At 59.8% G+C, this 22,267-nt stretch carries 18 protein-coding genes; 17 read left to right on the top strand and 1 reads right to left on the bottom strand.

Annotation, left to right across the window (positions count from 1 at the left end; genetic code table 11):
• The first annotated feature begins 343 nt into the window (after window positions 1-343).
• Together rhtA and ACWKWE_RS18585 are read left to right on the top strand one after the other, a co-directional pair.
• A complete protein-coding gene (gene rhtA, locus ACWKWE_RS18590) occupies window positions 344-1,228 on the top strand; it encodes a threonine/homoserine exporter RhtA (protein ID WP_166597988.1) in 885 nt (294 codons plus the stop codon).
• A 178-nt stretch (window positions 1,229-1,406) separates the two neighbouring features.
• Complete coding sequence (locus ACWKWE_RS18585) at window positions 1,407-1,697, top strand: hypothetical protein (protein WP_166597987.1); 291 nt, start codon at window positions 1,407-1,409, stop codon at window positions 1,695-1,697.
• A gap of 84 nt (window positions 1,698-1,781) precedes the next feature.
• On the opposite strand, the gene ACWKWE_RS18580 is transcribed toward ACWKWE_RS18585, so the two are convergent.
• Window positions 1,782-3,590 carry an aminopeptidase P family protein gene (locus ACWKWE_RS18580; RefSeq protein WP_483851323.1) on the bottom strand — a complete coding sequence of 603 codons (1,809 nt, stop codon included), beginning with the start codon at window positions 3,588-3,590 and terminating at the stop codon, window positions 1,782-1,784.
• A gap of 917 nt (window positions 3,591-4,507) precedes the next feature.
• Between ACWKWE_RS18580 and ACWKWE_RS18575 the strand changes: the two genes are divergently transcribed.
• The 15 genes from ACWKWE_RS18575 to ACWKWE_RS18505 all read left to right on the top strand — a co-directional run bounded on the left by ACWKWE_RS18575 (window position 4,508) and on the right by ACWKWE_RS18505 (window position 22,142).
• A complete protein-coding gene (locus ACWKWE_RS18575) occupies window positions 4,508-5,293 on the top strand; it encodes a hypothetical protein (RefSeq protein ID WP_483851322.1) in 786 nt (261 codons plus the stop codon).
• 86 nt (window positions 5,294-5,379) lie between these two features.
• Window positions 5,380-6,501 carry a DegT/DnrJ/EryC1/StrS family aminotransferase gene (locus tag ACWKWE_RS18570; protein ID WP_166597985.1) on the top strand — a complete coding sequence of 374 codons (1,122 nt, stop codon included), beginning with the start codon at window positions 5,380-5,382 and terminating at the stop codon, window positions 6,499-6,501.
• A gap of 41 nt (window positions 6,502-6,542) precedes the next feature.
• Complete coding sequence (locus tag ACWKWE_RS18565; protein ID WP_483851321.1) at window positions 6,543-8,057, top strand: lipopolysaccharide biosynthesis protein; 1,515 nt, start codon at window positions 6,543-6,545, stop codon at window positions 8,055-8,057.
• Window positions 8,058-8,084: 27 nt separating this feature from the next.
• The gene (locus tag ACWKWE_RS18560; protein ID WP_401152127.1) at window positions 8,085-9,014 is read left to right on the top strand and encodes a glycosyltransferase family 2 protein; all 930 of its coding nucleotides are present in this window, start codon (window positions 8,085-8,087) and stop codon (window positions 9,012-9,014) included.
• Window positions 9,004-9,453 (top strand): low molecular weight protein-tyrosine-phosphatase, encoded by a 450-nt coding sequence (locus tag ACWKWE_RS18555; RefSeq protein WP_166597982.1) that lies wholly within the window; start codon window positions 9,004-9,006, stop codon window positions 9,451-9,453. The genes ACWKWE_RS18560 and ACWKWE_RS18555 overlap by 11 nt, the downstream gene beginning before the upstream one ends.
• Entirely contained in the window at window positions 9,454-11,667 is a 2,214-nt protein-coding gene (locus ACWKWE_RS18550; protein WP_483851320.1) for a polysaccharide biosynthesis tyrosine autokinase, read from the top strand.
• Between the two features lie 69 nt (window positions 11,668-11,736).
• Entirely contained in the window at window positions 11,737-12,537 is an 801-nt protein-coding gene (locus ACWKWE_RS18545; protein WP_483851319.1) for a WbqC family protein, read from the top strand.
• A 6-nt stretch (window positions 12,538-12,543) separates the two neighbouring features.
• Entirely contained in the window at window positions 12,544-13,071 is a 528-nt protein-coding gene (gene rfaH, locus ACWKWE_RS18540) for a transcription/translation regulatory transformer protein RfaH (protein WP_483851318.1), read from the top strand.
• 218 nt (window positions 13,072-13,289) lie between these two features.
• Window positions 13,290-14,291, top strand: a complete 1,002-nt coding sequence (locus ACWKWE_RS18535; protein WP_483851317.1) for a glycosyltransferase — start codon at window positions 13,290-13,292, stop codon at window positions 14,289-14,291.
• On the top strand, window positions 14,288-15,541 hold the full coding sequence (locus ACWKWE_RS18530) for a glycosyltransferase family 4 protein (RefSeq protein WP_483851316.1): 1,254 nt from the start codon (window positions 14,288-14,290) through the stop codon (window positions 15,539-15,541). Before ACWKWE_RS18535 ends, ACWKWE_RS18530 begins: the two co-directional genes overlap by 4 nt.
• A gap of 88 nt (window positions 15,542-15,629) precedes the next feature.
• Window positions 15,630-16,952, top strand: coding sequence for a hypothetical protein (locus tag ACWKWE_RS18525; RefSeq protein WP_166597976.1), 1,323 nt, complete (start codon window positions 15,630-15,632; stop codon window positions 16,950-16,952).
• Window positions 16,953-17,193: 241 nt separating this feature from the next.
• The gene (locus ACWKWE_RS18520; protein ID WP_483851315.1) at window positions 17,194-18,315 is read left to right on the top strand and encodes a glycosyltransferase family 4 protein; all 1,122 of its coding nucleotides are present in this window, start codon (window positions 17,194-17,196) and stop codon (window positions 18,313-18,315) included.
• Between the two features lie 9 nt (window positions 18,316-18,324).
• Complete coding sequence (locus ACWKWE_RS18515; protein WP_483851314.1) at window positions 18,325-19,365, top strand: acyltransferase family protein; 1,041 nt, start codon at window positions 18,325-18,327, stop codon at window positions 19,363-19,365.
• Between the two features lie 97 nt (window positions 19,366-19,462).
• Window positions 19,463-20,716, top strand: a complete 1,254-nt coding sequence (locus tag ACWKWE_RS18510; protein ID WP_166597973.1) for a glycosyltransferase family 4 protein — start codon at window positions 19,463-19,465, stop codon at window positions 20,714-20,716.
• Between the two features lie 13 nt (window positions 20,717-20,729).
• Window positions 20,730-22,142: an undecaprenyl-phosphate glucose phosphotransferase gene (locus ACWKWE_RS18505; RefSeq protein ID WP_166597972.1), complete on the top strand. Its 1,413-nt coding sequence runs from the start codon at window positions 20,730-20,732 to the stop codon at window positions 22,140-22,142.
• Window positions 22,143-22,267: the final 125 nt, after the last annotated feature.

Here is a 22,267-nt window from a genome sequence, read left to right as displayed (position 1 = left end):
CGACTTGGCGTCTCATGTCAGCGGGAGGCGAATTCTACAGCGTTACAACTTGCTGTCAACCACCTTTTTCACCGCTGCCGATCCGAACACCAGAACCGAAGCACTTCCTCGCTATCCTGAACCTGTAACTCGTTGATCTTCAAGGAGTTTTCGGTTCCGACTGCGCCGGAAGTGGGGCGAATTATAGACACATCCGGAGGGGCGTCAAGCACTTATTCCGAATACTTTCAAAAATCGTCCCAGACGATAAAAATGAGCACTATATTGCTCAGAGCCAGATTCTTGAGCATCATGACGCCCCTCTTCTATATGCACGTCCAGCCTTTCGGATCTTAATAACGCAATGAACGCAAACCCCACCCGCCTGACAGCCGTTCTTCTCCCGGTCGGCATGCTGCTGATTGCCATGATGTCGGTGCAGACCGGCGCCTCGCTCGCCAAGTCATTGTTCCCAGCCATCGGCGCTCAAGGCACTACGACCTTGCGCCTGGTGTTCGCGAGCATCCTGATGACGCTGATCCTGCGCCCATGGCGCACGACCTTCACCTCCAGCTCCCTGCGCACGGTGCTTATATATGGCATCGCACTGGGCGGCATGAATTTCCTCTTCTATATGGCTATCCGCACGATTCCTCTGGGGATCGGCGTTGCGCTGGAGTTCACCGGGCCACTGGCGGTCGCTTTGCTGCACTCACGCAAAGTCACGGACTTCATCTGGATCGTACTGGCGGTGACAGGCCTCGCCTTACTCATTCCCATGGGGCAGGCAAATGGCCTGGATCTGGCCGGCGCTCTTTATGCGTTGGGCGCAGGCGTTTGCTGGGCGGGCTACATTCTGTTCGGCCAGAAGGCCGGTGCGGATCATGGCGTGCAAACAGCTGCGCTCGGCGTGGTCATTGCCGCCATCTTCATTGCCCCGATTGGGGTAGCGCATGCGGGCAGCGCTTTGCTTGACCCTGCTCTGATCCCGATCGCTCTTGGCGTCGCCATCCTTTCGACGGCACTGCCTTACAGCCTGGAGATGATCGCCCTCACCCGAATGCCCGTTCGCACATTCGGCACGTTGATGAGCATGGAACCTGCCGTGGGCGCACTGTCCGGATTGCTGTTTCTGCATGAGAGCCTGACCCTGACCCAGTGGCTGGCCATCAGTGCGATCATCGTCGCCTCGGTCGGTGCGACACTGACCACGCGCCCCGAGCCTGTGGCCTTGGTGCCAGCCGACTGACGCTTTTTGGGCTCAGTTACACGATGTCACTGGTATTTGTAACGCTGTTGCGCCATGTTTACGTCCAAGCCCCTCCATTGCGGAGCTTCATTTGGATGGGCATGGCTGTTGGCTTCAGGCAAGCGAGCGAATTCAAGCTAGGGACTGAGCGGTTGTGGCCGGTCAGGTAAGGAAATGAATGAAGTACATTTTAATAATGCTGGCCATTGTGAGCGTCGCCGGATGCGCCGCCACCTCCAAGCCAGTGAAGAGCAAGCGGGGCCTGCACATCAATTGCTCCGGTCTCTCGTCTTCGTGGGATCAGTGCTACAAGATGGCGACCGACTCCTGTGAGTCCCGGCAATACCGGGTCATTGCCAAATCAGGCGACGCGACCGAGGACCCGGGAGATTTCCCATTGGGACTCAATCCGGCTGGCTATACCAGCCGCAGCATGATCATCGTGTGCAAGAAGCCGACTCAGCCCTGAAGCCCTTCCCCATTCGTTTGCCTGCCCTTCCAGGCGCAGGCATCGAATTCGTCCTGTAGCTTCCGTCCCTATCGATCGACCTGATCAGACGGCGGCGGTGCGCAATTCCAGCCATGCCAGCGCCAGGCCGTCGAGCAATGGGCTCAAGCGGCGCTTGACGTCCGCGTGGTAGCCATTCAACCACTCACGTTCTTCTTCCGTCAGCAGACTCACCTCCAGGCAGCGCGTATCGATCGGGCACAAGGTCAGGGTTTCGAATTTCAGGAATTCGCCAAACTCGGTCTTGCCCGCTTCCTGGTTGATGACCAGGTTCTCGATCCGCACGCCCCACTGACCCGGACGATAAGTCCCCGGCTCGATGGAGGTGATCATCCCCGGCTGCATCGCGGTTTGCGGCGTGGCCGGTGCCTGGTAGGCGATCACCTGCGGGCCTTCATGCACGTTGAGGAAGTAGCCGACGCCGTGCCCGGTGCCGTGACCATAGTTGACGCCCTCGGCCCAGATCGGCGCCCGAGCGATCGCATCCAGCAGGGGCGAGAGAATGCCGCGCGGAAAGTGGGCGCGGGACAGTGCGATCACCCCCTTCAATACCCGCGTGCAATCACGCTTTTGATCGGCGGTCGGCGTTCCGACAGGCACCATACGGGTGATGTCGGTGGTGCCTCCCAGATACTGGCCCCCGGAATCGATCAGCAACAGGCCGGCGCCTTCGATGACGGAATGTTCCTCTTCCGTGGCGCGGTAATGCGGCATCGCGCCGTTACCGTTGAAGCCCGCAATGGTCGCGAAGCTTTGAGAGATGTAGTCCGGACGCTTCGCGCGAGCCGCGCTGAGTTTTTCGTCGATGGTCAGCTCGGTGACACGCTCATTGCCCAGCGCCGAGTCCAGCCAAGCGAAGAATTCGCACAGCGCGGCGCCATCCTGTTCCATGGCCTGACGAATGTGCTGGGCGTCCGCCTCGCTTTTTTGTGATTTAAACAGGGTGCTCGGGTTGAGGCCTTCGACCAACGTGACTTCGCTGTCCAGATAGTCGAGCAGGCCACAGGTCACCCGCGCCGGGTCAACCAGCAGCCTCGCCTCTTTCGGCACGGCACGCAACGCGGCGCCAATGGCGGTGTATTCGCGCAGCGTGATGCCTTCGTTTTCGAGGGTTTTGCGCAGCGCCGGGTTCACTTTCTCGGGAGCCACGAACAAGCTGACACTGTCAGGGCCGATCAATGCGAACGAAATGAACACTGGATTGTAGGAAACGTCTTCGCCGCGCAAGTTAAACAGCCAGGCGATGTCGTCCAGCGTCGCGAGAAAATGCCAGTCGGCGCCGCGCTCGGCGATCACCTTGCGCAGCCGGGTCAGTTTTTCCGGGCGGGATTGCGTGGCCTGAGGCGCGACGTGCTCATAAATAGCCTGGGTCGGCAGCACCGGGCGGCCTTCCCACAGCTCGGTCAGCGGATCGAGGTCGGTGCGCAGTCGGGCACCACGGGCATAAAGGTTGCTGGCCAGCGTGCGTGAGGACGCGACCGCCAGGACAGCACCATCAACCGCGACTACGGAATCAGCCTTGGCCTGCTCCGCCAGCCATTCCAACGGCCCCGGCTGGCCGGGTTGCAACTTGACCAGTTCGATCCCGCTGCCCGCCAATTCTTTAGTGGCCTGCTCCCAGTAGCGGCTGTCGGCCCACACGCCCGCGAACTCAGGGGTGACGATCAGCGTGCCGACCGACCCATGGAAGCCCGACAGCCATTGCCGGCCTTGCCAATACCCCGGCAGGTATTCCGACAGATGAGGATCGGCCGACGGCACCAGCCAGGCGTCGATGCCTTCACGACTCATGAGGGCGCGTGCCTGCGCCAAGCGTTGCGCCACCACTCCACTGGTTTTCGACTGCGTGTTCATTGAATCTCCTGCTGACCCGAAATTGTTTGCGTCGCACCTGACAGATAATGGAGGACGTATCGGCGGGGAGCAACCGCAGGCCAGGTATCACGAGATGACGGCAACGGTCAGTCGGAACGCGTTATGCCTCAAGCAGTTAGAACGGCGTGACATTAGACCTTTCAGAAAGTTTCAAAGATTGCGTTATTAATCTCGAACTGATCCAACACTAACAGACCGGGCAAAGTTGGATAAAACGGCGCCAAACTTTCATCACTTCGTTAGTTGCTCAGTTCCTGTTTTGATCACAAACGAGCGCACTAAGACGTTCAATTAACCCGCGCCATAAAACCGATAACTACACCCTGCGCCTGACTTCTGGCGGTGGAAAACTGTCTTTTGCCGGGTTCCCCACCTGCTTTGGAGTTGTCTTCTCAATGCTTCAAAAGCGTCAGCGCACCGTGATAGAGCAACGCTATTTTTTTGACTTGTATATAAATCAATAAGTTACACAATCAAAACGAAGGGTTATCAAAAATTTTACAGAATGTTGGCGAAATAATTTGACAGAAAGTCCGCGCCCGTCGATATATATGCCTGTCCAATGTTTTCCTGTTTTAGCAGCGCAGCCACAGAGCTGTGCGCAGAAGACATTTTGGACTTCATCATGCTGTATCTGCCTACGAAGTTAATGAACACAAACGGTGTGTCCCTTGCGCCGGTGGGCATGTGTTGGCCGAAAGAAAATTTTCAAAAGAACTGAAAGTGCTCGGTTGGGCGGTAGCTTTGCCCAACGCTTTTCCCAGGGCTCTTTTGAAAAGACAGCGTGAACAAACAGTGAGTAGAACAGCAGGATCTGCAGATTCGGGCGGTAGCGTGCCTGAAGCCTCAATCGCAACCTGTTGTGTCCCCTTTCCTTATTTAGAGGACGCGATGCAATGCCCTTATCTTTCGACATGGATGAGCAGCTGGCCCAGCGCCTGGCTGACGAAATCGATACCCACGGCTTTGCAAAGCTCGACGGCGCGGTGTCCGACGCAGACCTTCAACAGCTGCGCGCCTGGACCGACGAACAAGCGCGCAAACACCAGGGTGAATACTTCGCCTATCACGGTGAAGCGATGCTGGGCGAAAGCCTGCTGTCGAGCTACTGGACCGACCCGCGCTTCAAGTCGCTGCTGGGAGGCCTCTACCGACATGCCGCCCGGCACGATGCCCGCAGCGATCGGATCTTTCCGGTGCTGCGTTGCGTACAGGGCAATCAGGGTAAGCGCGAATCCAATGCCTTTCACTACGACGCAAGTCTGGTGACAGCGCTGATTCCGGTGTTCATCCCCACAGAGGGCGAGGAGCGCGGTGATCTGATGCTCTTCCCGAACATTCGACGGGTGCGTGGTTGGGTACTGTTCAACGTGATCGAGAAAGCGTTGCTGCAGAACAAGGTTACCCGTGGCTGGATCGTCAAAGGCATGCAGCGCAACTGGCTCAAGCCTTATGTCCTGCGCCTGGAACCCGGCAATGTTTATTTCTTCTGGGGCTACCGCACGCTGCACGCCAATCAGCCCTGCGGTGCCGATGTGAAGCGCGCCACGGCGCTGTTCCACTTTGGTGACCCCCACGCAGGCAGTCTGGCGACCCGGATGATTCTGCGGATCAACCAGGGTCGAGCGAGACGGATGAGTAACAAAGCCGGCAGTCAGCCTCCCGCTTCCACACAGAGCTGAACCGGACCGCACACGGTGTGCAACCCGCCTTGAAAGCACGGCTGCCTAAAAGCCCTGAAAGATTTGCGTCAGAAATGGAGATTTCGATGATCAACGTAACCAAGACTTACCTGGGCGATATCGACAAGTTCAAAACTTACGTCGAAGGCATCTATGCGCGTGGCTGGTTGACCAACCACGGTCCGCTGGTGTGCCAACTGGAAGAGCGCCTGAAGGAATACCTCGGCGTCAGGCACGTCATCCTGACCAACAACGGCACCCTCGCCCTGCAAGTCGCCTACCGCGCACTCGGCCTGAGCGGCAGCGCAGTGACCACGCCCTTCAGCTTCGTGGCCACCAGCAGTTCGTTGCAATGGGAAGGCATTCGCCCGATCTTCGCGGACATTGATGCGCAGACCTGGAACATCTCCCCTGAGCACATCGAAAGCCGCATCGTCTCGGACACCACCGCGATCGTCGGCACCCACGTGTTCGGCAACCCCTGCGCGGTGGAACGCATCGAAGAAATCGCCCGTCGGCGCAATCTGAAAGTCGTGTACGACGGCGCCCATGCCTTCGCCGTGCGCCACGCCGGTCAGTCGGTGCTCAACTGGGGCGACATCAGCACCTTGAGCTTTCATGCCACCAAGCTGTTTCACACCATTGAAGGCGGCGCGATCATCACCAACGACGATGAGCTGGCCCGTCGCGTTCACTTGCTGTGCAACTTCGGCATCGTTGAAGTCGACAAGATCGACGGCATCGGCATCAACGCCAAGCTCAACGAATTTTCAGCGGCAATGGGCCTGTGCATTCTCGACGACATCGAGAACATTCTTCAGCAACGCGCTGAAATTGCCCACCGCTACACCACCCGCCTGGGCGATTACGTCGACCTCCAGAAACCGGAAGACAACAGCGAGCTCAACAACAGTTACTACCCGATCGCCCTGAGCGACGAGCAGCAGTTGTTGCGCGTACGCAGTGCCTTGAACACCAATGGCATCAACCCGCGCCGGTATTTCTACCCCTCGCTGGACACCCTTGAATACCTGCAACCGCAGGCGGCACAAACTGCGTCGCGCGCCTTGAGTGACCGCGTGCTCTGCCTGCCGATCTTCCCGGGCCTGCAAGTGGAAGATCAGGAACGGGTGATTGCCACCGTGATTGCCGAATGCAGCCTGGGTCATGCGTCCTACCAGGCCCCGAACCTGGCGAGCGCCATCTGAAGCCGGTGTCACGTCACGTTCAGGCAAGAAAGGGACATTCCATGCAAACCAAACGCTCAGTCATACGCAACACTGCGTTGAGCTATGCAGGCCAGGCCTACACGCTGCTGGTGGGAATCCTGATCATGCCGTTCTACCTCGGCCACATGGGCGCCGAGGCATATGGCCTGATCGGTTTCTTCTCGGTGTTGCAGGCCTGGCTGCAATTGCTGGACGCGGGGTTGTCGCCCAGCCTGGTGCGCGCCGTTGCGCATCAGCAAGGGGCGACGGTGCAGGACTATCACTCCGGCCGCCTGCTGCGGTCGTTCGAACTGATCTTCGTGCCGTTGGCCGGCCTGTGTTGTGTGGCGATGATGGCCGGGAGCGACTGGATCGCCGTGCACTGGCTCAACGCCAAGGAGCTGTCGACCCAGACGCTGGTCGAGTGCATCAGCCTGATGGGTATCGTGATCGCCCTGCGGCTGTTTTCGACACTCTATAAAAGCGGGATTCAGGGCCTGGAACAACACGCCTGGCTGAACATCGCCAACGTGATCATCGCCACCCTGCGCTACTTCGGCGGGCTGTTTCTGGTGAGTACGATCACCAGCGACCCGGTGACGTTCTTCGAATTTCAGGTGCTGGTGGGGCTGGTCGAAACCCTGATCTTTGCCGCCCGCGCGTATCAGCAGATGCCGAAGCCGTCGTTGTTGACCGGATTCGACTGGCAGTTGGTCAAACCGATCATCCCGTTCGCCGCCAGCATGTCGGGCACTGCGGTGTTGTGGATTGTGCTGACCCAGATCGACAAGGTGCTGCTGTCCGAGATGCTGCCGCTCAACGAGTACGGTTACTTCTCGCTGGTGGCGCTGATCACCACCGGCATCATGATGTTGAGCAACCCGCTGGCGCAGACGCTGCTGCCGCGTCTGACGGTGTTGATGGCCGAAGGTCGTCGCGATGACATGCACGCTTTGTTTCTGGCCGCCAACCGCTTCGTCTGCACGTTTCTGTTTCCACTGGCCGCGCTGATCGCCTTGCATGCCCACGAGATGGTGTACGCCTGGTCGGGCGATCGACTGGCCGCCGACTGGAGCCGCTCGATTCTGCCTTGGTACTCGCTGGGCAGCGCGATCATGGCCGTCAGTGCGTTTCAGTTCTACCTGCAATACGCCTATGGGCAGATGCGATTGCACGTCTGGTACAGCGTCATTTCTGCGCTGATCACGGTGCCAGTGATGGTGCTGGCGATTCACTTTTACGGAGCCTTGGGCGCCGCCCTCGCCTGGTTCGTTCTGCGCGTGGTGTCGTTCGCCATCTGGCCGATGATCGTGCATCAACGCCTTGCGCCGGGCATTCACGGCTTCTGGTTGCGCGACATCTCGCGCATCAGCGTGATGACGGCCGTGGGCCTGGCGATCAGCGAGCCGGTGCTGCGACTGATCGCCGATGACAATCGCTTCAACACGTTCTTGGGTCTGGCCGTCAGCGGCCTGATCACGCTGATGGTGGTAGCCGCCAGCTACAAGCCACTGGTGACGAAGATTTCCGTCCTGTTCAGCAAGCCCAGTCTCTAACGAGGCTTTAAACCGAGAGCCACAGCCATGGATGCTATTAGCAAAAAGACGAGCGTCTCGCCGTCCGCCGCACCCCTGGTCAGCATTGTCTGTCCAGCCTACAACCAGCAAGCCTACGTCGCTCAGACGCTGGAAGGCTTTCTGATGCAGGAAACGTCGTTCGAATTCGAAATTCTGGTGAACGACGACGCCTCCACGGATGGCACCGCCCGCATCATTGCCGAATACGTCGAACGTTACCCGACGCTGATCCGGCCCTTCTATCACGAGACGAACCAGTACTCACAAGGCAACTCGTCAGTGCCGCGCCTGTTTGGCCAGGCACGTGGCCGCTACATCGCTTTCTGCGAAGGCGACGATTACTGGACCGACCCGCGAAAACTGCAGATCCAGGTGGAGTTCCTCGAAAACCACCCCGATTACGTGCTGACCTACCACGACGCCATTCCCTTCGACACCAACGGCCAGTACCCAATTCAGCTGCAAGGCGAGTTGCGGGGCGACGCCACGGCGCTGGAGTTGCAAAAGGCCCGGCCCATTTCGACGCTGACCACGGTGTTTCGCAACGTCTTCGACTCGCTGCCCAAGGAACTGGTCGGCGCGCCGCTGAACGATCTGGTGTGGTGGTCGCTGCTCGGGGCGTACGGCAAGGGCAAATTCATGGCCGACATCAAGCCCGCCATGTATCGCCTGCATCCGGGCGGTGTGTTCTCCATGCGCTCGAACAAACGCAAATTGCACATGGCGTTGCAGACGTCCGGCGCACTGGCCAACTACTACAACCGCCTGGGCAACGACGAGCTGTACGAGCACTTCCTGATGGAGCTGGTCGGTTATTCACTGTCCGCAATCACGCCCCAGCGCAAGGTTCAAACCTTGCTGCAGGTGGGCCGCAACTTCAGCACCAACATCGGCAAAAGACTGATGACGACGTTCAGCAAAGGTCATGTTCAGTAACGTTCTGGTGGTCTGCGTCGGCAACATCTGTCGCAGCCCCATGGCCGAGGCGATGCTCCGACAGCGCGTACGCACAGGCGTCGTGATCTCGTCGGCCGGCACCCACGCCATGCTCAGTTCCACCATGGACCCACTGGCCAAGGCCGTGTTGCAGGTCAACGGCGTCGAGGCCCACCGGCATCGCAGTCGTCAGATCGACCGGCAAATGCTTTACGACGCGGACCTGATCCTGCTGATGGAAAACCGCCAGATGCAAAGCGTGCTCAAGCTGGCCCCCGAGGTACGCGGCAAGACGTTTCTGATTGGCAAATGGCAACACGCACTGGAAATAGCCGACCCCTACCGGCGCCCGAAACTAGCCTTTGAACAGACCTACGAGCAGCTTTCGCGTTGCGTCGACGACTGGCTTCCTTATCTTCAGTCAGGAGATCCAAGATAAATGACCGCTATGAACCGTACTTCCCTGGACGAGGTCCAGGACTCCCGGATCGATTTGGCGACTATCTTGCGCACACTTTTCGATCACAAAGGAATGATTACATCGATTGTCGGTGTCTGCGTCCTGATTGGACTCACCTACGCCGTCCTCGCCACGCCGATCTTTCAGGCCAACGCGATGATCCAGATCGAACCGAAGAAAATCGGCATCGAAGGTCGCACGGAGATCAATGCCAAGCCGCTGTCGGTGTCCCAGGCGACCACCGAAATCGAACTGATCAAATCCCGCGCGGTGCTGGGCAAGGTCGTGGAAGACCTCAAGCTCAACATTATTCAGAAGCCGAAATACGTGCCGGGCATCGGCGGTTACATGGCCCGTCACTTCAAGCCTGATCACGAAGGCGAAATCGCCTCGTCGATGTTCGGCCTCGACAGCTACGCGTGGGGCGGCGAGAAGATCGACATCTTCCAGCTGGAAGTGCCTGACGCGCTGCTCGGCGAGAAAATGACGATGGTCATCGACAAGCCTGAAACCTTCAGCCTGTACGACGAAGACCACAACAAGCTGCTCAGCGGCCCGGTCGGTCAGAGCGTTGAAGGCAGCGGCCTGAAGATTCAGGTCGCCGCGCTCGCAGGTCGTCCGGGCACCGAGTTCACGGTGATCCGTCAACGCACCCTGACCGCCGCACTGGATTATCAGGACCGCCTGAAAATCATTGAAGCGGGCAAAGACTCCGGCATCGTGTACCTGACGATTCAGGACCCCGATCCCGCCTTGGCCAAGCGCATCCTCAATGAAGTCAGCCGCCTGTACGTGCGCCAAAACGTGGAACGCAGTTCAGCCGAAGCCGCCCAGCGCCTTGAATTCCTGCGCTCGCAGTTGCCAGCGGTTCGCAAACAGTTGGAGCAGTCGGAAATTGCCTTGAACAATTTCCAGACCAGCGCCAAGTCGGTGGACCTGAGCGTGGAGACCAAATCGGTCCTCGACCAAGTGGTCAAGCTGGAAGGCACGTTGTCTGACCTGAAGATGAAGCGGGTCGATGTCGAGCGGTTGTACACGCCGGAGCACCCGACCTATCGCGGTCTGATGACCCAGATCAGCCAGGTTGAAGCGCAGAAAGCGGCGCTGCTGAAGAAAATCGAAACCTTGCCTGCCACGCAACAGGAATTGCTGCGCCTGACCCGCGACATGCAGGTCACTTCGCAGACGTACACCCTGTTGCTGGACAAGAGCCAGGAGCAGGACATTCTGCGCGCTGGCAGCATCGGCAACGTCCGGGTGATCGACAACGCCGACGCCAACGTCGAAGAGCCGGTCAAGCCAATGCGCAAAATCATCGTGCTGGTCGCCGCCCTCGTCGGTCTGCTGCTGGCAGTTGCCACCGTGTTTGTGCGTCAGGCGTTCTATCGCGGCGTGGATAACCCCGACGTGATCGAAAACCTGGGCATGCCGGTCTACGCGTCGCTACCGTTTTCGCGACAGCAGGAGCGCATGGACAAAGTGGGCAGCCGTTCAGGCGGCAAGGAGCCACGTTTGCTCAGCGTCAGCGCGCCAACGGAACTGGCGATCGAGTCGCTGCGCAGCCTGCGCACCAGCCTGCACTTCGCGATGCTCGAAGCGCGCAACAACGTGCTGATGATTTCCAGCCCGACGCCGGGCGTGGGCAAATCGTTCGTCTCCAGCAACCTGGCGGTGATCATTGCCCAGACTGGCAAGCGCGTGCTGCTGATCGACGCCGACATGCGCAAAGGCTACCTGCACAAGCTGTTCAACCTGACGCCCAAGCATGGCTTGTCCGACACCCTGGCCGCGCGGCTGAAAAGCAAGGAAGTGATCAACCACACCGAAGTGCGCAACCTGGACTTCATTTCCTGTGGTTTCGCGGCGCCCAACCCGTCGGAGCTGTTGATGCATGACAACTTCAACAAGCTGATCACCGACCTGTCGCCGCTGTATGACCTGGTGATCGTCGACACCCCGCCGATCCTGGCCGTCACCGACGCCACGCTGGTGGGGCGCCAATCGGGCACCTGTCTGCTGGTCACCCGGTTCGGCTTGAGCACTGCCAAGGAAATCGAGGCGTGCAAACGTCGCCTGATGCACAACGGCATCGTGATCAAAGGGGCGATTTTCAACGGCGTGCTGCGCAAGGCGTCCACCGCCGACTACGACTGCGCCGCGTACGGCTACGACTACACGACCGTTCGTAAATAACCCATGACGCCCCGCCGCACCCACGCGGGCGGGGCACCCAGCAGTAGAAGTGCAGTAAAGGAGACGTTCATGGCCAGGACCATTGCAGTGATGCAACCTTATCTCTTTCCCTATCTGGGTTACTTTCAGCTCATCGCCGCGGCAGACGTTTTCGTCCTGGGAGACGATCTGCACTATGTGCGTTCGGGCTGGGTCAACCGCAACCGCATTCTTCACGGCGACGAAGCCCGCCTGATCAGCTTTCCGTTGAAGAAAGACCGCTTTTTGTTGCAGATCAATCAGCGCCAGTTGTGTGACGGTTTCAACGAAGAAGCCGAGCGGCTGATTCGTCTGATCACCGAAAGCTACGAGCACGCGCCCTACTTCGCCCAGGTCATGCCGCTGATCGAGCGCCTGATCCGCTTTCCTCAACAGAACATCGCGCTCTACGCCGAAAATGCGCTGCGTGAAATGTGCGCCTACTTGCACATCGTCACGCCGATCATGCGCAGTTCGGACCTGATTCTGGGCAGCCCGGCGGACAAGCAGGAACGCATCATCCGCATTGCCCACACGTTTGAAGCGACGACGTTCATCACGCCCGAAGGGGGATCGGTGGTGTACGACCGTGACCACTTCGCGAGAAACCGCCTGCTGGTGCGGTTTTTCCGGATGGGCACGGTGGAATACCCGCAGTTTGGTCAACCTTTCGTCGCGAATTTATCCATCATCGATGTACTGATGTTCAACTGCGTCGAGCAGGTCCAACACATGCTGACTCAATACCAGCTGGACAAGCACCCGCCCGCCGCCGATCCCGGACTGCTGGCCAGGCCGACGCCACACCCTGAGCGTGTTTCAACCCCGACGAACCGGATTGCAGTGGAGTGAAGAACGATGTCTCAAGCCGATAGCCCTTCCAGCAACCCCGCCCGCTGGTACCTGATTCAGACCAAACCCCGTCAGGAAGGCCGGGCGCAGGAACATTTGCAGCGCCAGCATTTCGAGTGCTACCGACCGGTCAAGCATGGCGAGAAAAAACGCGGCTCTCGCGGCCCCACCGAAGAAGAGCTGTTCCCGGGCTATCTGTTCATTCGCATGGACCAGACGAATGACAATTGGTATCCGATCCGCTCGACCCGTGGCGTGGCCCGTATCGTGACCTTTGGCGGGATGCCGATTCCGGTCAAGGACGAACTGATCGACCAGATCCGCGAACGCCTGCTGGCGCCGCTGGCGAAAGTGGCGTTTCAACAGGGCGAAGCCGTGCGCATCACCGCCGAGGGCTTCAACGATGTGGAAGCGATCTTCCTCACGGCCGATGGCGATGAGCGTGCGGTGATCCTGCTCAACCTGCTGCACCGCGAACAGAAAGTGACCTTGCCGGTCAGCAGCCTGTCGCGGATGGAAGCGCGGGTCAGCTGAAAACCCGCAACCCTTTGTAGGCACGCAAACCTCTGTGGGAGCGAATTCATTCGCGAGAGGGCGGTACATCCGATGCTGATCTGTCGGATATGAAACCGCATCGCGAATGAATTCGCTCCCACAGCAGTCAGCCCTGTGCTCGGCAACACCCCCGACTTCGTTTATGAGTGCTGAGCATTTCGCCCGGCGCTCTCGATCCTCTTTGCCCGGAACTCACCATGACCTCCAAAACGACGCTGGTGACGCTCACCTATGGTGACCGTTTCAATTACCTGCACACGCTTGTCAGCCGTTCGCTGGAAAGCCCGTTGATCGACCGCGTGATCATTGTCAGCAATGCGTCGACCTCGCCACTGGACACCCTGCGTCGTACCTGGCCGGATCAGGTCAGCGTGATCTACATGCACGAGAACACCGGCTCGGCCCGTGGTTACTCGGTGGGCATTCAGGCCGCGCTGGATGCCGGCGCCGAACACATCTGGCTGATGGACGACGACAACGCGCCGACGATCAACGCCATCGCGACGCTGCATCAGGTGCTCGAAGAACGCAAACTCATCGACGGTGAAGAAAAAGCCGCCGTGCTGGGTTTTCGTCCGACCCACCAAGCAGACATCGCCGCCGGTGTGCCGAAACGTTTCGCGATCCAGCGCCGGTCGAGCTTCTTCGGTTTCCACATCGCGCAGCTGCCTTACAAAATCTGGCGCCGCCTGCCGTGGGGCGCACCGCAAGGGGCTCAAGGCAAGCTGCAAATGGTGGAGCTGCCGTTCGCGACCTACGGCGGCCTGCTCGCCCACCGCAACCTGTATCGCAAGATCGGCCTGCCGCTGGACGCGTTGATGCTTTACGCCGACGACAGCGAATACACTTGGCGCATCACGGCAGGTGGCGGACGGATTTTCCTGGTGCCGGACGCGGTGCTCGACGACCTGGAAAACTCCTGGAACATCAAGGCGCGCACCAACAACATCTACGAGAGCTTCCTGCTGGGCGGCTCCGACTTGCGGGCCTACTACGGCGCGCGCAACCAGGCCTGGTTCGACAAGAACGTCTGGGCCAACTCGTCGCTGCTGTACAGCCTCAACCGCTGGGTGTTTTTCCGGTTGTTGCGGTTGATCGCCAAGCGCCGGGGCGCCGAAGAGCGCCTGAGCCTGATCGAAAAAGCCATCCGTGACGGTGAGTCCGGCGTACTGGGTCTGAATCAGTCGTATCCACTATGAAAATACTGTTCATCAGCAGCCTGTACTCACCCCACATCGGTGGCGGCGCGGAGGTCATTCTTCAGCGCACCGTCGAAGGCCTGCAACAACGCGGCTGCCAGGTCAGCGTGCTGGTGACCGGTCCCAACACGGGGCTGGCGACCGAGACGGTCAATGGCGTGAAGGTTTACCGCGCCGGTCTGCACAATTTCTACTGGCACTTCGGCGCACAGCGTCCGGGGCGTCTCGCGCGATTGGGCTGGCACCTGCGAGACCGTTACAACGGCGCCATGCGTCGCTATGTAAAGGACGTGATCAGCGTCGAGCAACCCAATTTGGTCGTCTGCCACAACCTCGCAGGCTGGTCGGTCTCGGTCTGGGATGAAATCACCGCCGCCCGGTTGCCCATCGTTCAGGTGCTGCACGATATGTACCTGATGTGCCCGAGCAGCAACATGTTCAAGCGCGGCCAGTGCTGTCAGCAGCAATGCAGCAGTTGTCAGTCGTTTCGCAAAGGCCACGACGCCCGCTCGGCACAGGTCTCGACGGTGGTCGGGGTCAGCCAGTTCATCCTCGACAAGTTGCAGAAGCGCGGTTACTTCAACGAGGCCAAAGGTTACGTGGTGCACAACGCCAGTCCTTATGCTGCCGTACGCAACGGATTGAGCCGGCAACGCCAGCTTGACCCGGTGATGCGAAAAGCCCCGCTGCGTTTCGGATACATGGGGACCCTGTCCGAGCAGAAAGGCGTACGCTGGCTCATCGAGCAGTTTCAGCGCCTGCCGTTCGACGCGACGCTGCAGATCGCCGGACGTGGACAGGCCAGCGACGAAGCCGCCTTCAAGGCGCTGGCGACGTCGCCGAACATCAGTTTCGTCGGGTATCAAAAGCCCGAAGCGTTCTACAGCCAGATCGACGTGGCCGTGGTGCCCTCGTTGTGGAACGAGCCGTTCGGCATGGTCGCCGTCGAGGCCTGCGCCCACTCGGTGCCGGTGATCGCCAGCCGCATGGGTGGCTTGCCGGAAATCATTCAGGACCCGCTCAACGGTTTGCTGTGCAGCCCGAGCGATCCGGACTCACTGGGCCACGCGATGCTCCGGCTGCATCAGCAGCCTGATCTGTTGGCCCGCTTGAGCAACGAGGCGCGGGTCAGCGTGGCGTCGCTGCTGGACCTGGAGCTGATGCTGGACAGTTACGAAAGCATCTTCGCCCAGACTTTGCTGGACAACATTGCACAGCGAGACCCGACTGGATTGCCGCACCCTGTTTGAAAACCGTAGTCACGCGACTCCACCCGCCGACGGCCCGAGACCTACCTGAGCAAGCGCTCCGGACCGTGCCTCTTCATTGAGACAAACCATGCCCATCACGCACCTGACGAGGTTACGACGACCCCTTACGGTCCTGCTGCTGAGTTGGGGCATGTGCGGCGCAGTCCTTGCCGACGATTCCTTCATCATCGGGGTCGATACCCACCTGATGAACAAGAACACTTCGCCAGCCAAGGCATTGCAACTGCTGCAGGCGGCGGGCGTTGACTCGGTGCGGGACGATGCCTACTGGTCCAGCGCCGAACCCCGACGAGGCTTGATGAAAATCGAGTCGTCATGGCAGACGTTTCTGAGCCAGGCCCAGGAACATCGGCTACGGCCCCTGTTGGTGTTGGGCTACGGAAACCCGTTTTACGACAACTACGCCAAACCGCGAAAACCACTGGTGCGGGATGCCTATGGCAACTACGTGAGTTTTGTCACCCGCCAATTGGCGGACAGTGTGGATTTTTATGAAGTCTGGAACGAGTGGGACAAGGAGAATCCTGTCGATTCTGACTTCGCCAAGGATTACAGCGTGCTGGTGCAGGAAGCGGCTCGGCGCATTCGCACCAACCAGCGGCCGATGGTGATTCTCGCCGGGGCAGTGACCAGTCAGGGCATGGACCTGGGCTTCGCCGACCGGCTGGTGGGATCGGGAATTCTGAATGTCGTCGATGGCCTGTCGCTGCACCCGTACGTGCATTGCCGCGCGGATGAACGCAACACGCCGGAGAACTGGATCGCCTGGCTGCGACGGATCAGTGAAGACCTCAAGGACAAGACAAAGAACAAGACCGCCGTGCCGCTCTACCTGACCGAGATGGGCTGGCCCAGCAACGAAGGGCGTTGCGGCGGCGACGAGAAAACCCAGGCAGCATTTCTGGCGCGCAGCTTCTTCCTGGCGCAGACGATGCCGAACATCAAAGGGATGTGGTGGAACGGCTTGCTCAACGATGGCCCCGACGCCACGGACCCTGAACAGAATTTCGGGTTGCTGACGCAGGACCTGGGGGTCAAGCAGGCGTACCTGACGTTGAAGGCGATCAGCCCGACCTTGCATCAGTTTCGCTATGACGCGGAGAAGAGCCGGGAGATCGACTCGCAGTACTTGCTGAGGTTCGCCCGGGGTTCGGATCAGATCATGGTGGCGTGGACGGCGGGTTATCCGCGGTCAATCAAACTGGATTCAAGCAGCGTGTTGCGCGGGAACGTGCAGTACATCGACACGCGAGAACCGCAGAAAGGATTGGTGGACAGCGGAATCCCGTGGAACTGCAACGAAGGGCGGTGCTCGGCGCAGGTGCCGATCGATGAGTTTCCCAAGATCATCACGCTGGGTACCCGCCCTGCCCTGTTTGCGTTGCCCTGATTCGTGACCTCGTTACAGGTCGCTCCCGGATTACCAACACACTGATGGTTCTGCTTGAAACGCAGATCCCCTGTGGGAGCGAATTCATTCGCGAGACGGGTTGTACATCCGACAGAAATGTTTCGGATGTCCCGTCCTCTCGCGAATAAATTCGCTCCCACAGTCTGCAACCGCTCAGCCCGTCCATTCCGGATTGAGCTCAGGACTTACGACCCCTTCATCTTCTATCAGGTCGCCCACAATGATTGTGATCAATGCACGTTTTCTGACTCAGGAGTTGCGCGGCGTCCAACGCTTCGCGGAACAGACCTGTCTGGCCCTCAAACAGCTGCGTGACGACGTGGTTTTCGTCGCCCCTCACGGCATCAAAATGCACGACACGGCCCGCGCCCTCGACGTGCAGTGCATCGGCAGCCACAGCGGCCACGTCTGGGAACAGCTCGACCTGCCGCTGTACCTGCGCCGCAACGGCAACCCGCTGCTGATTTCCCTGTGCAGCACGGCGCCGCTGTTCTATGGCAACCAGATCGCGACTCACCACGACGTCACGTACGTGCGTCACCCTGAAAGCTACACCCGTGCCTTTCGCCTGCTGTACCGGACGATGACGCCGATCATGCTGTCGCGCATCAAGGCGCTGCTGACCGTCAGCAACTTTTCCAAGGGCGAGATTTCGCAGTTTTACAACTACCCGGAAAAGAAGATTTTCGTGGTGCCCAACGCGGTGAGCGAAGCGTTCCAGCCGGGGCCGCCGCTCAAGGATCACCCCGACTATCTGCTCGCTGTGTCCTCGCCCAGCGCGCACAAGAACTTCAGCCGGATGATTCAGGCGTTCCTGATGCTGCGCGACCACGACGACCTGCAACTGCACATCGTCGGTGGGGCGAGTGACGTGTTTGCCGATGACAACCTGCAACGCCTGGCCAGCCGCGACAAACGCATCCGTTTCCTCGGGCGGCTGAGCGACGACGAACTGATCGCGCAATACCAGGGCGCCACGGCGTTCGTGTTCCCTTCACTGTATGAAGGCTTCGGCATCCCGCCTTTGGAAGCGCAAGCCTGCGGCTGCCCGGTGCTGGCCGCCAACGCGGCATCGATTCCGGAAGTGTTGCAGGCGAGCGCCTTGTACTTCGACCCGATGGACGTCACGCACATGGCCTCGGCGATGGAACGCATTCTGGTGGACTTGCCGCTGCGCCAGTCGCTGCGACGACGCGGCCTGAACAACGTGGCGCGGTTTTCCTGGGACGAGTCGGCGCGGCGGGTGTCGCAGCGCATCGACACCCTGCTCAACCAGCCCAAGGACCGACGCACCAGCACCGGCAATGACGCCCTGCGTCGTGAATCGTCCAGCAAGCTCTGAGGCACGCCCATGAAACGTTTGGCCTATCTTGACGCGCTGCGCGGCATCGCGGCCCTGATGGTGGTGTTCACGCACCTCTATGCGCCGATCATCGGTCATGTCTGGGTCTTCGATTACCTGATCGACCCCGGCAAGCTGGGCGTGCTGTGGTTCTTCATGATCAGCGGCGTGGTCATCCCCTACAGCCTCAAGCCCGGTCCCGACGGCGCGCAGCGGTTTCTGATTTCACGCTTCATGCGGCTGTACCCGGCGTACTGGCTGTCGCTGCTGTTGTTCGTGGTGATGCTGAGACTGACCGACGCTCCGCTGCCCTCCCTCGCCCAGATCATCGCCAACGTGACGATGGTGCAAGCGGCCCTGGGCTTCGATGACGTGGTGGGGTTGTACTGGACGCTGTTCATCGAGTTGGTGTTCTACGCCTTGTGCCTGGCGCTGTTCATCGGTGGCAAGCTGTATGACCAGACCTTCCGCACCCGTTGTTCGTTGCTGTTCTTGCTGATGGCCCTGGCCATGGCCGTGGTTCGCGCGGTGAGCGAGCGCAAGTTGCCGGTCGCCCTGCCGTTGGCGTTGTCGCTGATGTTCTTCGGTTCGGTGTGGCGCCAGTGGCTGCTGGCCGAACACAGCAAAGAACTGACCCGCAACCTGAAAACGCTGTTGATTGCCTTCGCCGTGCTGCTGATGCCGACGCTGATCATGGCGTACAGCAAGGACATGGGCACCGGGGAAACATGGGGCCGTTACTGCTTCACCTACGCGCTGGCCATCAGCAGTTTTCTGTTGCTGACCCGCAGCGTGCGTCTGGACCACCCCGCGCTGGTGTGGTTGGGCGCGGTGAGTTACTCGCTGTACCTGCTTCACCCTTCAATGTTGATGCTGGCCGAGTTTCTTCTAAAGAGCAGCGGGGCTTCGGCGTTGACCCTTGCGGTCGTCGCCACCCTCCTGACCCTCGGGGCGTCTCATCTGTCTTTCCGCTACATCGAGACACCTTTTATCCAACTTGGAAAACGTCTCAATAATCGCAAGGCGAAGGCGCAAACCATCAGCGTCTGAAGCCGTGCATGCGCCAATGACAACCGCTCTGGGAAAACCTGCGCGAGCTTCGCTCGACGTAGCGGGTTTTCGTGAGCCGTTAATGCAGAGAATTCCAATGAAAATTGCAATCGTCCACGACTGGCTGGTGACGTACGCGGGTGCCGAAAGGGTTTTGGCCGCGCTCATCAATATCTGGCCCGAGGCGGATCTGTTTTCCGTCATCGATTTCCTCAGCGATCAGGACCGCGCCCATTTGGGCGGCAAGGTCGCCAAGACCACGTTCATTCAGCGTCTGCCCAAGGCGCGCACCAAATATCAGCGTTATTTGCCGCTGATGCCAATGGCGATCGAGCAACTGGACCTGTCCGGTTACGACCTGATCATCAGCAGCAGCCACGCAGTAGCTAAAGGCGTGCTGTGCGGCCCGGACCAATTGCACATCAGCTACGTGCACTCGCCCATCCGCTACGCCTGGGACTTGCAGCACCAGTACCTGAAAGAAGCCAACATGAACAGCGGCCTCAAAGGCAAGGTCGCACGGATGATCCTGCACTACATGCGGATGTGGGATCAGCGCACCTCCGCAGGGGTCGATGACTTCATCGCCAACTCGCACTTCATCGGCGCCCGAATCACCAAGTCCTACCGTCGCGAATCCACGGTGATCTACCCGCCTGTGGACACCAACGGTTTCACCCTGCAAGAGACCAAACAGGATTACTACTTCACGGCGTCGCGCATGGTGCCCTACAAGCGCATGCCGATGATCATCGAAGCCTTCGCTGCCATGCCGGACAAGCGTCTGGTGGTGGTCGGCGACGGCCCGGAGATGGAAAAAGCCAAAGCTGTGGCGGCCCACGCGCCTAACGTCACGCTGCTCGGTTATCAACCGTTCGCGGTGTTGCAGGAACACATGCGCAACGCCAAGGCCTTCGTATTCGCTGCCGAGGAAGACTTCGGCATCAGCCCGGTGGAGGCGCAGGCCTGCGGCACGCCGGTCATCGCCTTCGGCAAGGGCGGCGTGCTGGAAACCGTCTGCGGGCTGGATCATCCGCAGCCAACTGGGGTGTTTTATCCGGAGCAGAGCGCCGCATCGTTGATGGAGGCGGTCGAGACCTTCGAAGCGTCCGGCGGGCGCATCACTGCACAGGCCTGTCGCATCAACGCCGAGCGGTTCAGCGAAGCCCGCTTCGAGCAGGAAATGCGTCAGTTCGTCGAGATGCGCTTGAGCGCCTCGCGCCAGGCCCGCCAGCCCGCGCAATACCGGGCCACGCAGCCAGCGCCGAGCCTTGTTACACCCAGTTTGTCTGCCTCAAGCCTGGTCCCTGGCGACCTCGCCGCCCGCGTTGTTCCGATTAAATCTGTCTGAGCGAGCACCGAACATGAGCACACCTCTTCGCGGCATCTTGCATGCTCATCAATCGTCCTTGTCTGTCGCCCACCGCCTGCTGGATCTGGCGGTGATCGCCATCGGCGGCTATTGCGTCAACCTCATCGCAGGCTCGGAGATGGACGCCGAAGCCTGGATGCAAATCCTCCTGGCGGCCGTGGCGTTCCACTGGCTCGCTGAGTACCACCAGCTCTACGGCTCGTGGCGCGGCGAACGCATCCTGCGCGAACTGCTGAAAGTCGCCAATTACTGGGGGCTGGCGTTCATCCTGTTGTTGACCGTGGATTACCTGCTGCTGCACCCGGCGAACCTGGCGAATAACAGCCAGATGGCGTGGTTCGCCACCGTCATGATGGCGCTGTGCGGTTATAGGCTGGCGATTCGCAGCGTGCTGCACACCTTGCGCGCTCGCGGCTTCAACGCCCGTCGCGTCGCCATCGTCGGCACCGGCCATTGCGGCGAACGTCTGGCGATGTCCATCGAAAGCGCGCCGTGGATGGGCCTGGACCTGCTGGGTTTCTACGACGAGACCCCGGAGCAAATGGACCTCGCGCGGATCGGTCGGCGCATTCCGGTGCTGGGCGACCTGGATCAACTGATCGCCGATGCCCGCGACGGCAAGATCGACAAGGTCTACATCACCCTGACCCTTGGCGCCCAGGCGCGGCTTCAGGAATTGATCAAGGGCCTGAGCGACACCACCGCGTCGGTCTACGTGATCCCGGACGTGTTCATGTTCGAGCTGCTGCACGCCCGCACCGAAAGCATCAACGGCCTGCCGAGCATCAGCATTTTCGACTCGCCCATGGACGGCGCGTGGAGCGTGGTCAAGCGCATCGAGGACATTGTGCTGTCGAGCGTGATCCTCGGCATGATCGCCCTGCCGCTGATGCTGATCGCATTGGCCATCAAGTTCACCTCACCAGGTCCTGTGCTGTTTCGCCAACGTCGCTACGGGCTGGACGGCCGACCGATCATGGTCTGGAAATTCCGCAGCATGAGCGTTCAGGAGAACGGCGACGTGGTCACCCAGGCCACGCGCAACGACAGCCGGATCACGCCGCTGGGCGCCTTCCTGCGTCGCACTTCGCTGGACGAGCTGCCGCAATTCTTCAACGTGCTGCGCGGCGACATGTCCATCGTCGGCCCGCGCCCCCACGCGGTGGCGCACAACGAGCAATACCGCACGCAGGTCTCGGGCTACATGCTGCGGCACAAGGTCAAGCCGGGCATTACCGGCTGGGCGCAAATCAACGGCTGGCGTGGCGAGACCGACACGCTGGACAAGATGCAAAAACGCGTGGAATTCGACCTGCAGTACATCGAGCACTGGTCGGTCTGGCTGGACATGAAAATCATCCTGCTGACGCTCTTCAAAGGCTTCGTCAACAAGAACGCATTTTAAAAAATCTGCCAATAAAAACGACGTGGCCGTCGCTGACGAGCGCGGCAGGAGGTGCATGGGTGCATGAAATAACGTGATCCGCTGTTCGGTGTGAGTAAGGGATGCAATGAAATCACTGCGGTGCC

The organism is Pseudomonas salicis, from assembly GCF_057128705.1.
Note: the sequence above shows the minus strand (reverse complement) of the source record. Positions and strands in the feature narration are given on the sequence as shown.

Coding starts and splice junctions, on each gene's coding strand:
- ACWKWE_RS18570 (WP_166597985.1), top strand. CDS start 5,380: ATGATCAACGTAACCAAGACTTACCTGGGCGATATCGACAAGTTCAAA.
- rhtA (WP_166597988.1), top strand. CDS start 344: ATGAACGCAAACCCCACCCGCCTGACAGCCGTTCTTCTCCCGGTCGGC.
- ACWKWE_RS18525 (WP_166597976.1), top strand. CDS start 15,630: ATGCCCATCACGCACCTGACGAGGTTACGACGACCCCTTACGGTCCTG.
- ACWKWE_RS18550 (WP_483851320.1), top strand. CDS start 9,454: ATGACCGCTATGAACCGTACTTCCCTGGACGAGGTCCAGGACTCCCGG.
- ACWKWE_RS18535 (WP_483851317.1), top strand. CDS start 13,290: ATGACCTCCAAAACGACGCTGGTGACGCTCACCTATGGTGACCGTTTC.
- ACWKWE_RS18505 (WP_166597972.1), top strand. CDS start 20,730: ATGAGCACACCTCTTCGCGGCATCTTGCATGCTCATCAATCGTCCTTG.
- ACWKWE_RS18585 (WP_166597987.1), top strand. CDS start 1,407: ATGAAGTACATTTTAATAATGCTGGCCATTGTGAGCGTCGCCGGATGC.
- ACWKWE_RS18545 (WP_483851319.1), top strand. CDS start 11,737: ATGGCCAGGACCATTGCAGTGATGCAACCTTATCTCTTTCCCTATCTG.
- ACWKWE_RS18510 (WP_166597973.1), top strand. CDS start 19,463: ATGAAAATTGCAATCGTCCACGACTGGCTGGTGACGTACGCGGGTGCC.
- ACWKWE_RS18530 (WP_483851316.1), top strand. CDS start 14,288: ATGAAAATACTGTTCATCAGCAGCCTGTACTCACCCCACATCGGTGGC.
- ACWKWE_RS18520 (WP_483851315.1), top strand. CDS start 17,194: ATGATTGTGATCAATGCACGTTTTCTGACTCAGGAGTTGCGCGGCGTC.
- ACWKWE_RS18555 (WP_166597982.1), top strand. CDS start 9,004: ATGTTCAGTAACGTTCTGGTGGTCTGCGTCGGCAACATCTGTCGCAGC.
- ACWKWE_RS18580 (WP_483851323.1), bottom strand. CDS start 3,590: ATGAACACGCAGTCGAAAACCAGTGGAGTGGTGGCGCAACGCTTGGCG.
- ACWKWE_RS18575 (WP_483851322.1), top strand. CDS start 4,508: ATGCCCTTATCTTTCGACATGGATGAGCAGCTGGCCCAGCGCCTGGCT.
- rfaH (WP_483851318.1), top strand. CDS start 12,544: ATGTCTCAAGCCGATAGCCCTTCCAGCAACCCCGCCCGCTGGTACCTG.
- ACWKWE_RS18565 (WP_483851321.1), top strand. CDS start 6,543: ATGCAAACCAAACGCTCAGTCATACGCAACACTGCGTTGAGCTATGCA.
- ACWKWE_RS18560 (WP_401152127.1), top strand. CDS start 8,085: ATGGATGCTATTAGCAAAAAGACGAGCGTCTCGCCGTCCGCCGCACCC.
- ACWKWE_RS18515 (WP_483851314.1), top strand. CDS start 18,325: ATGAAACGTTTGGCCTATCTTGACGCGCTGCGCGGCATCGCGGCCCTG.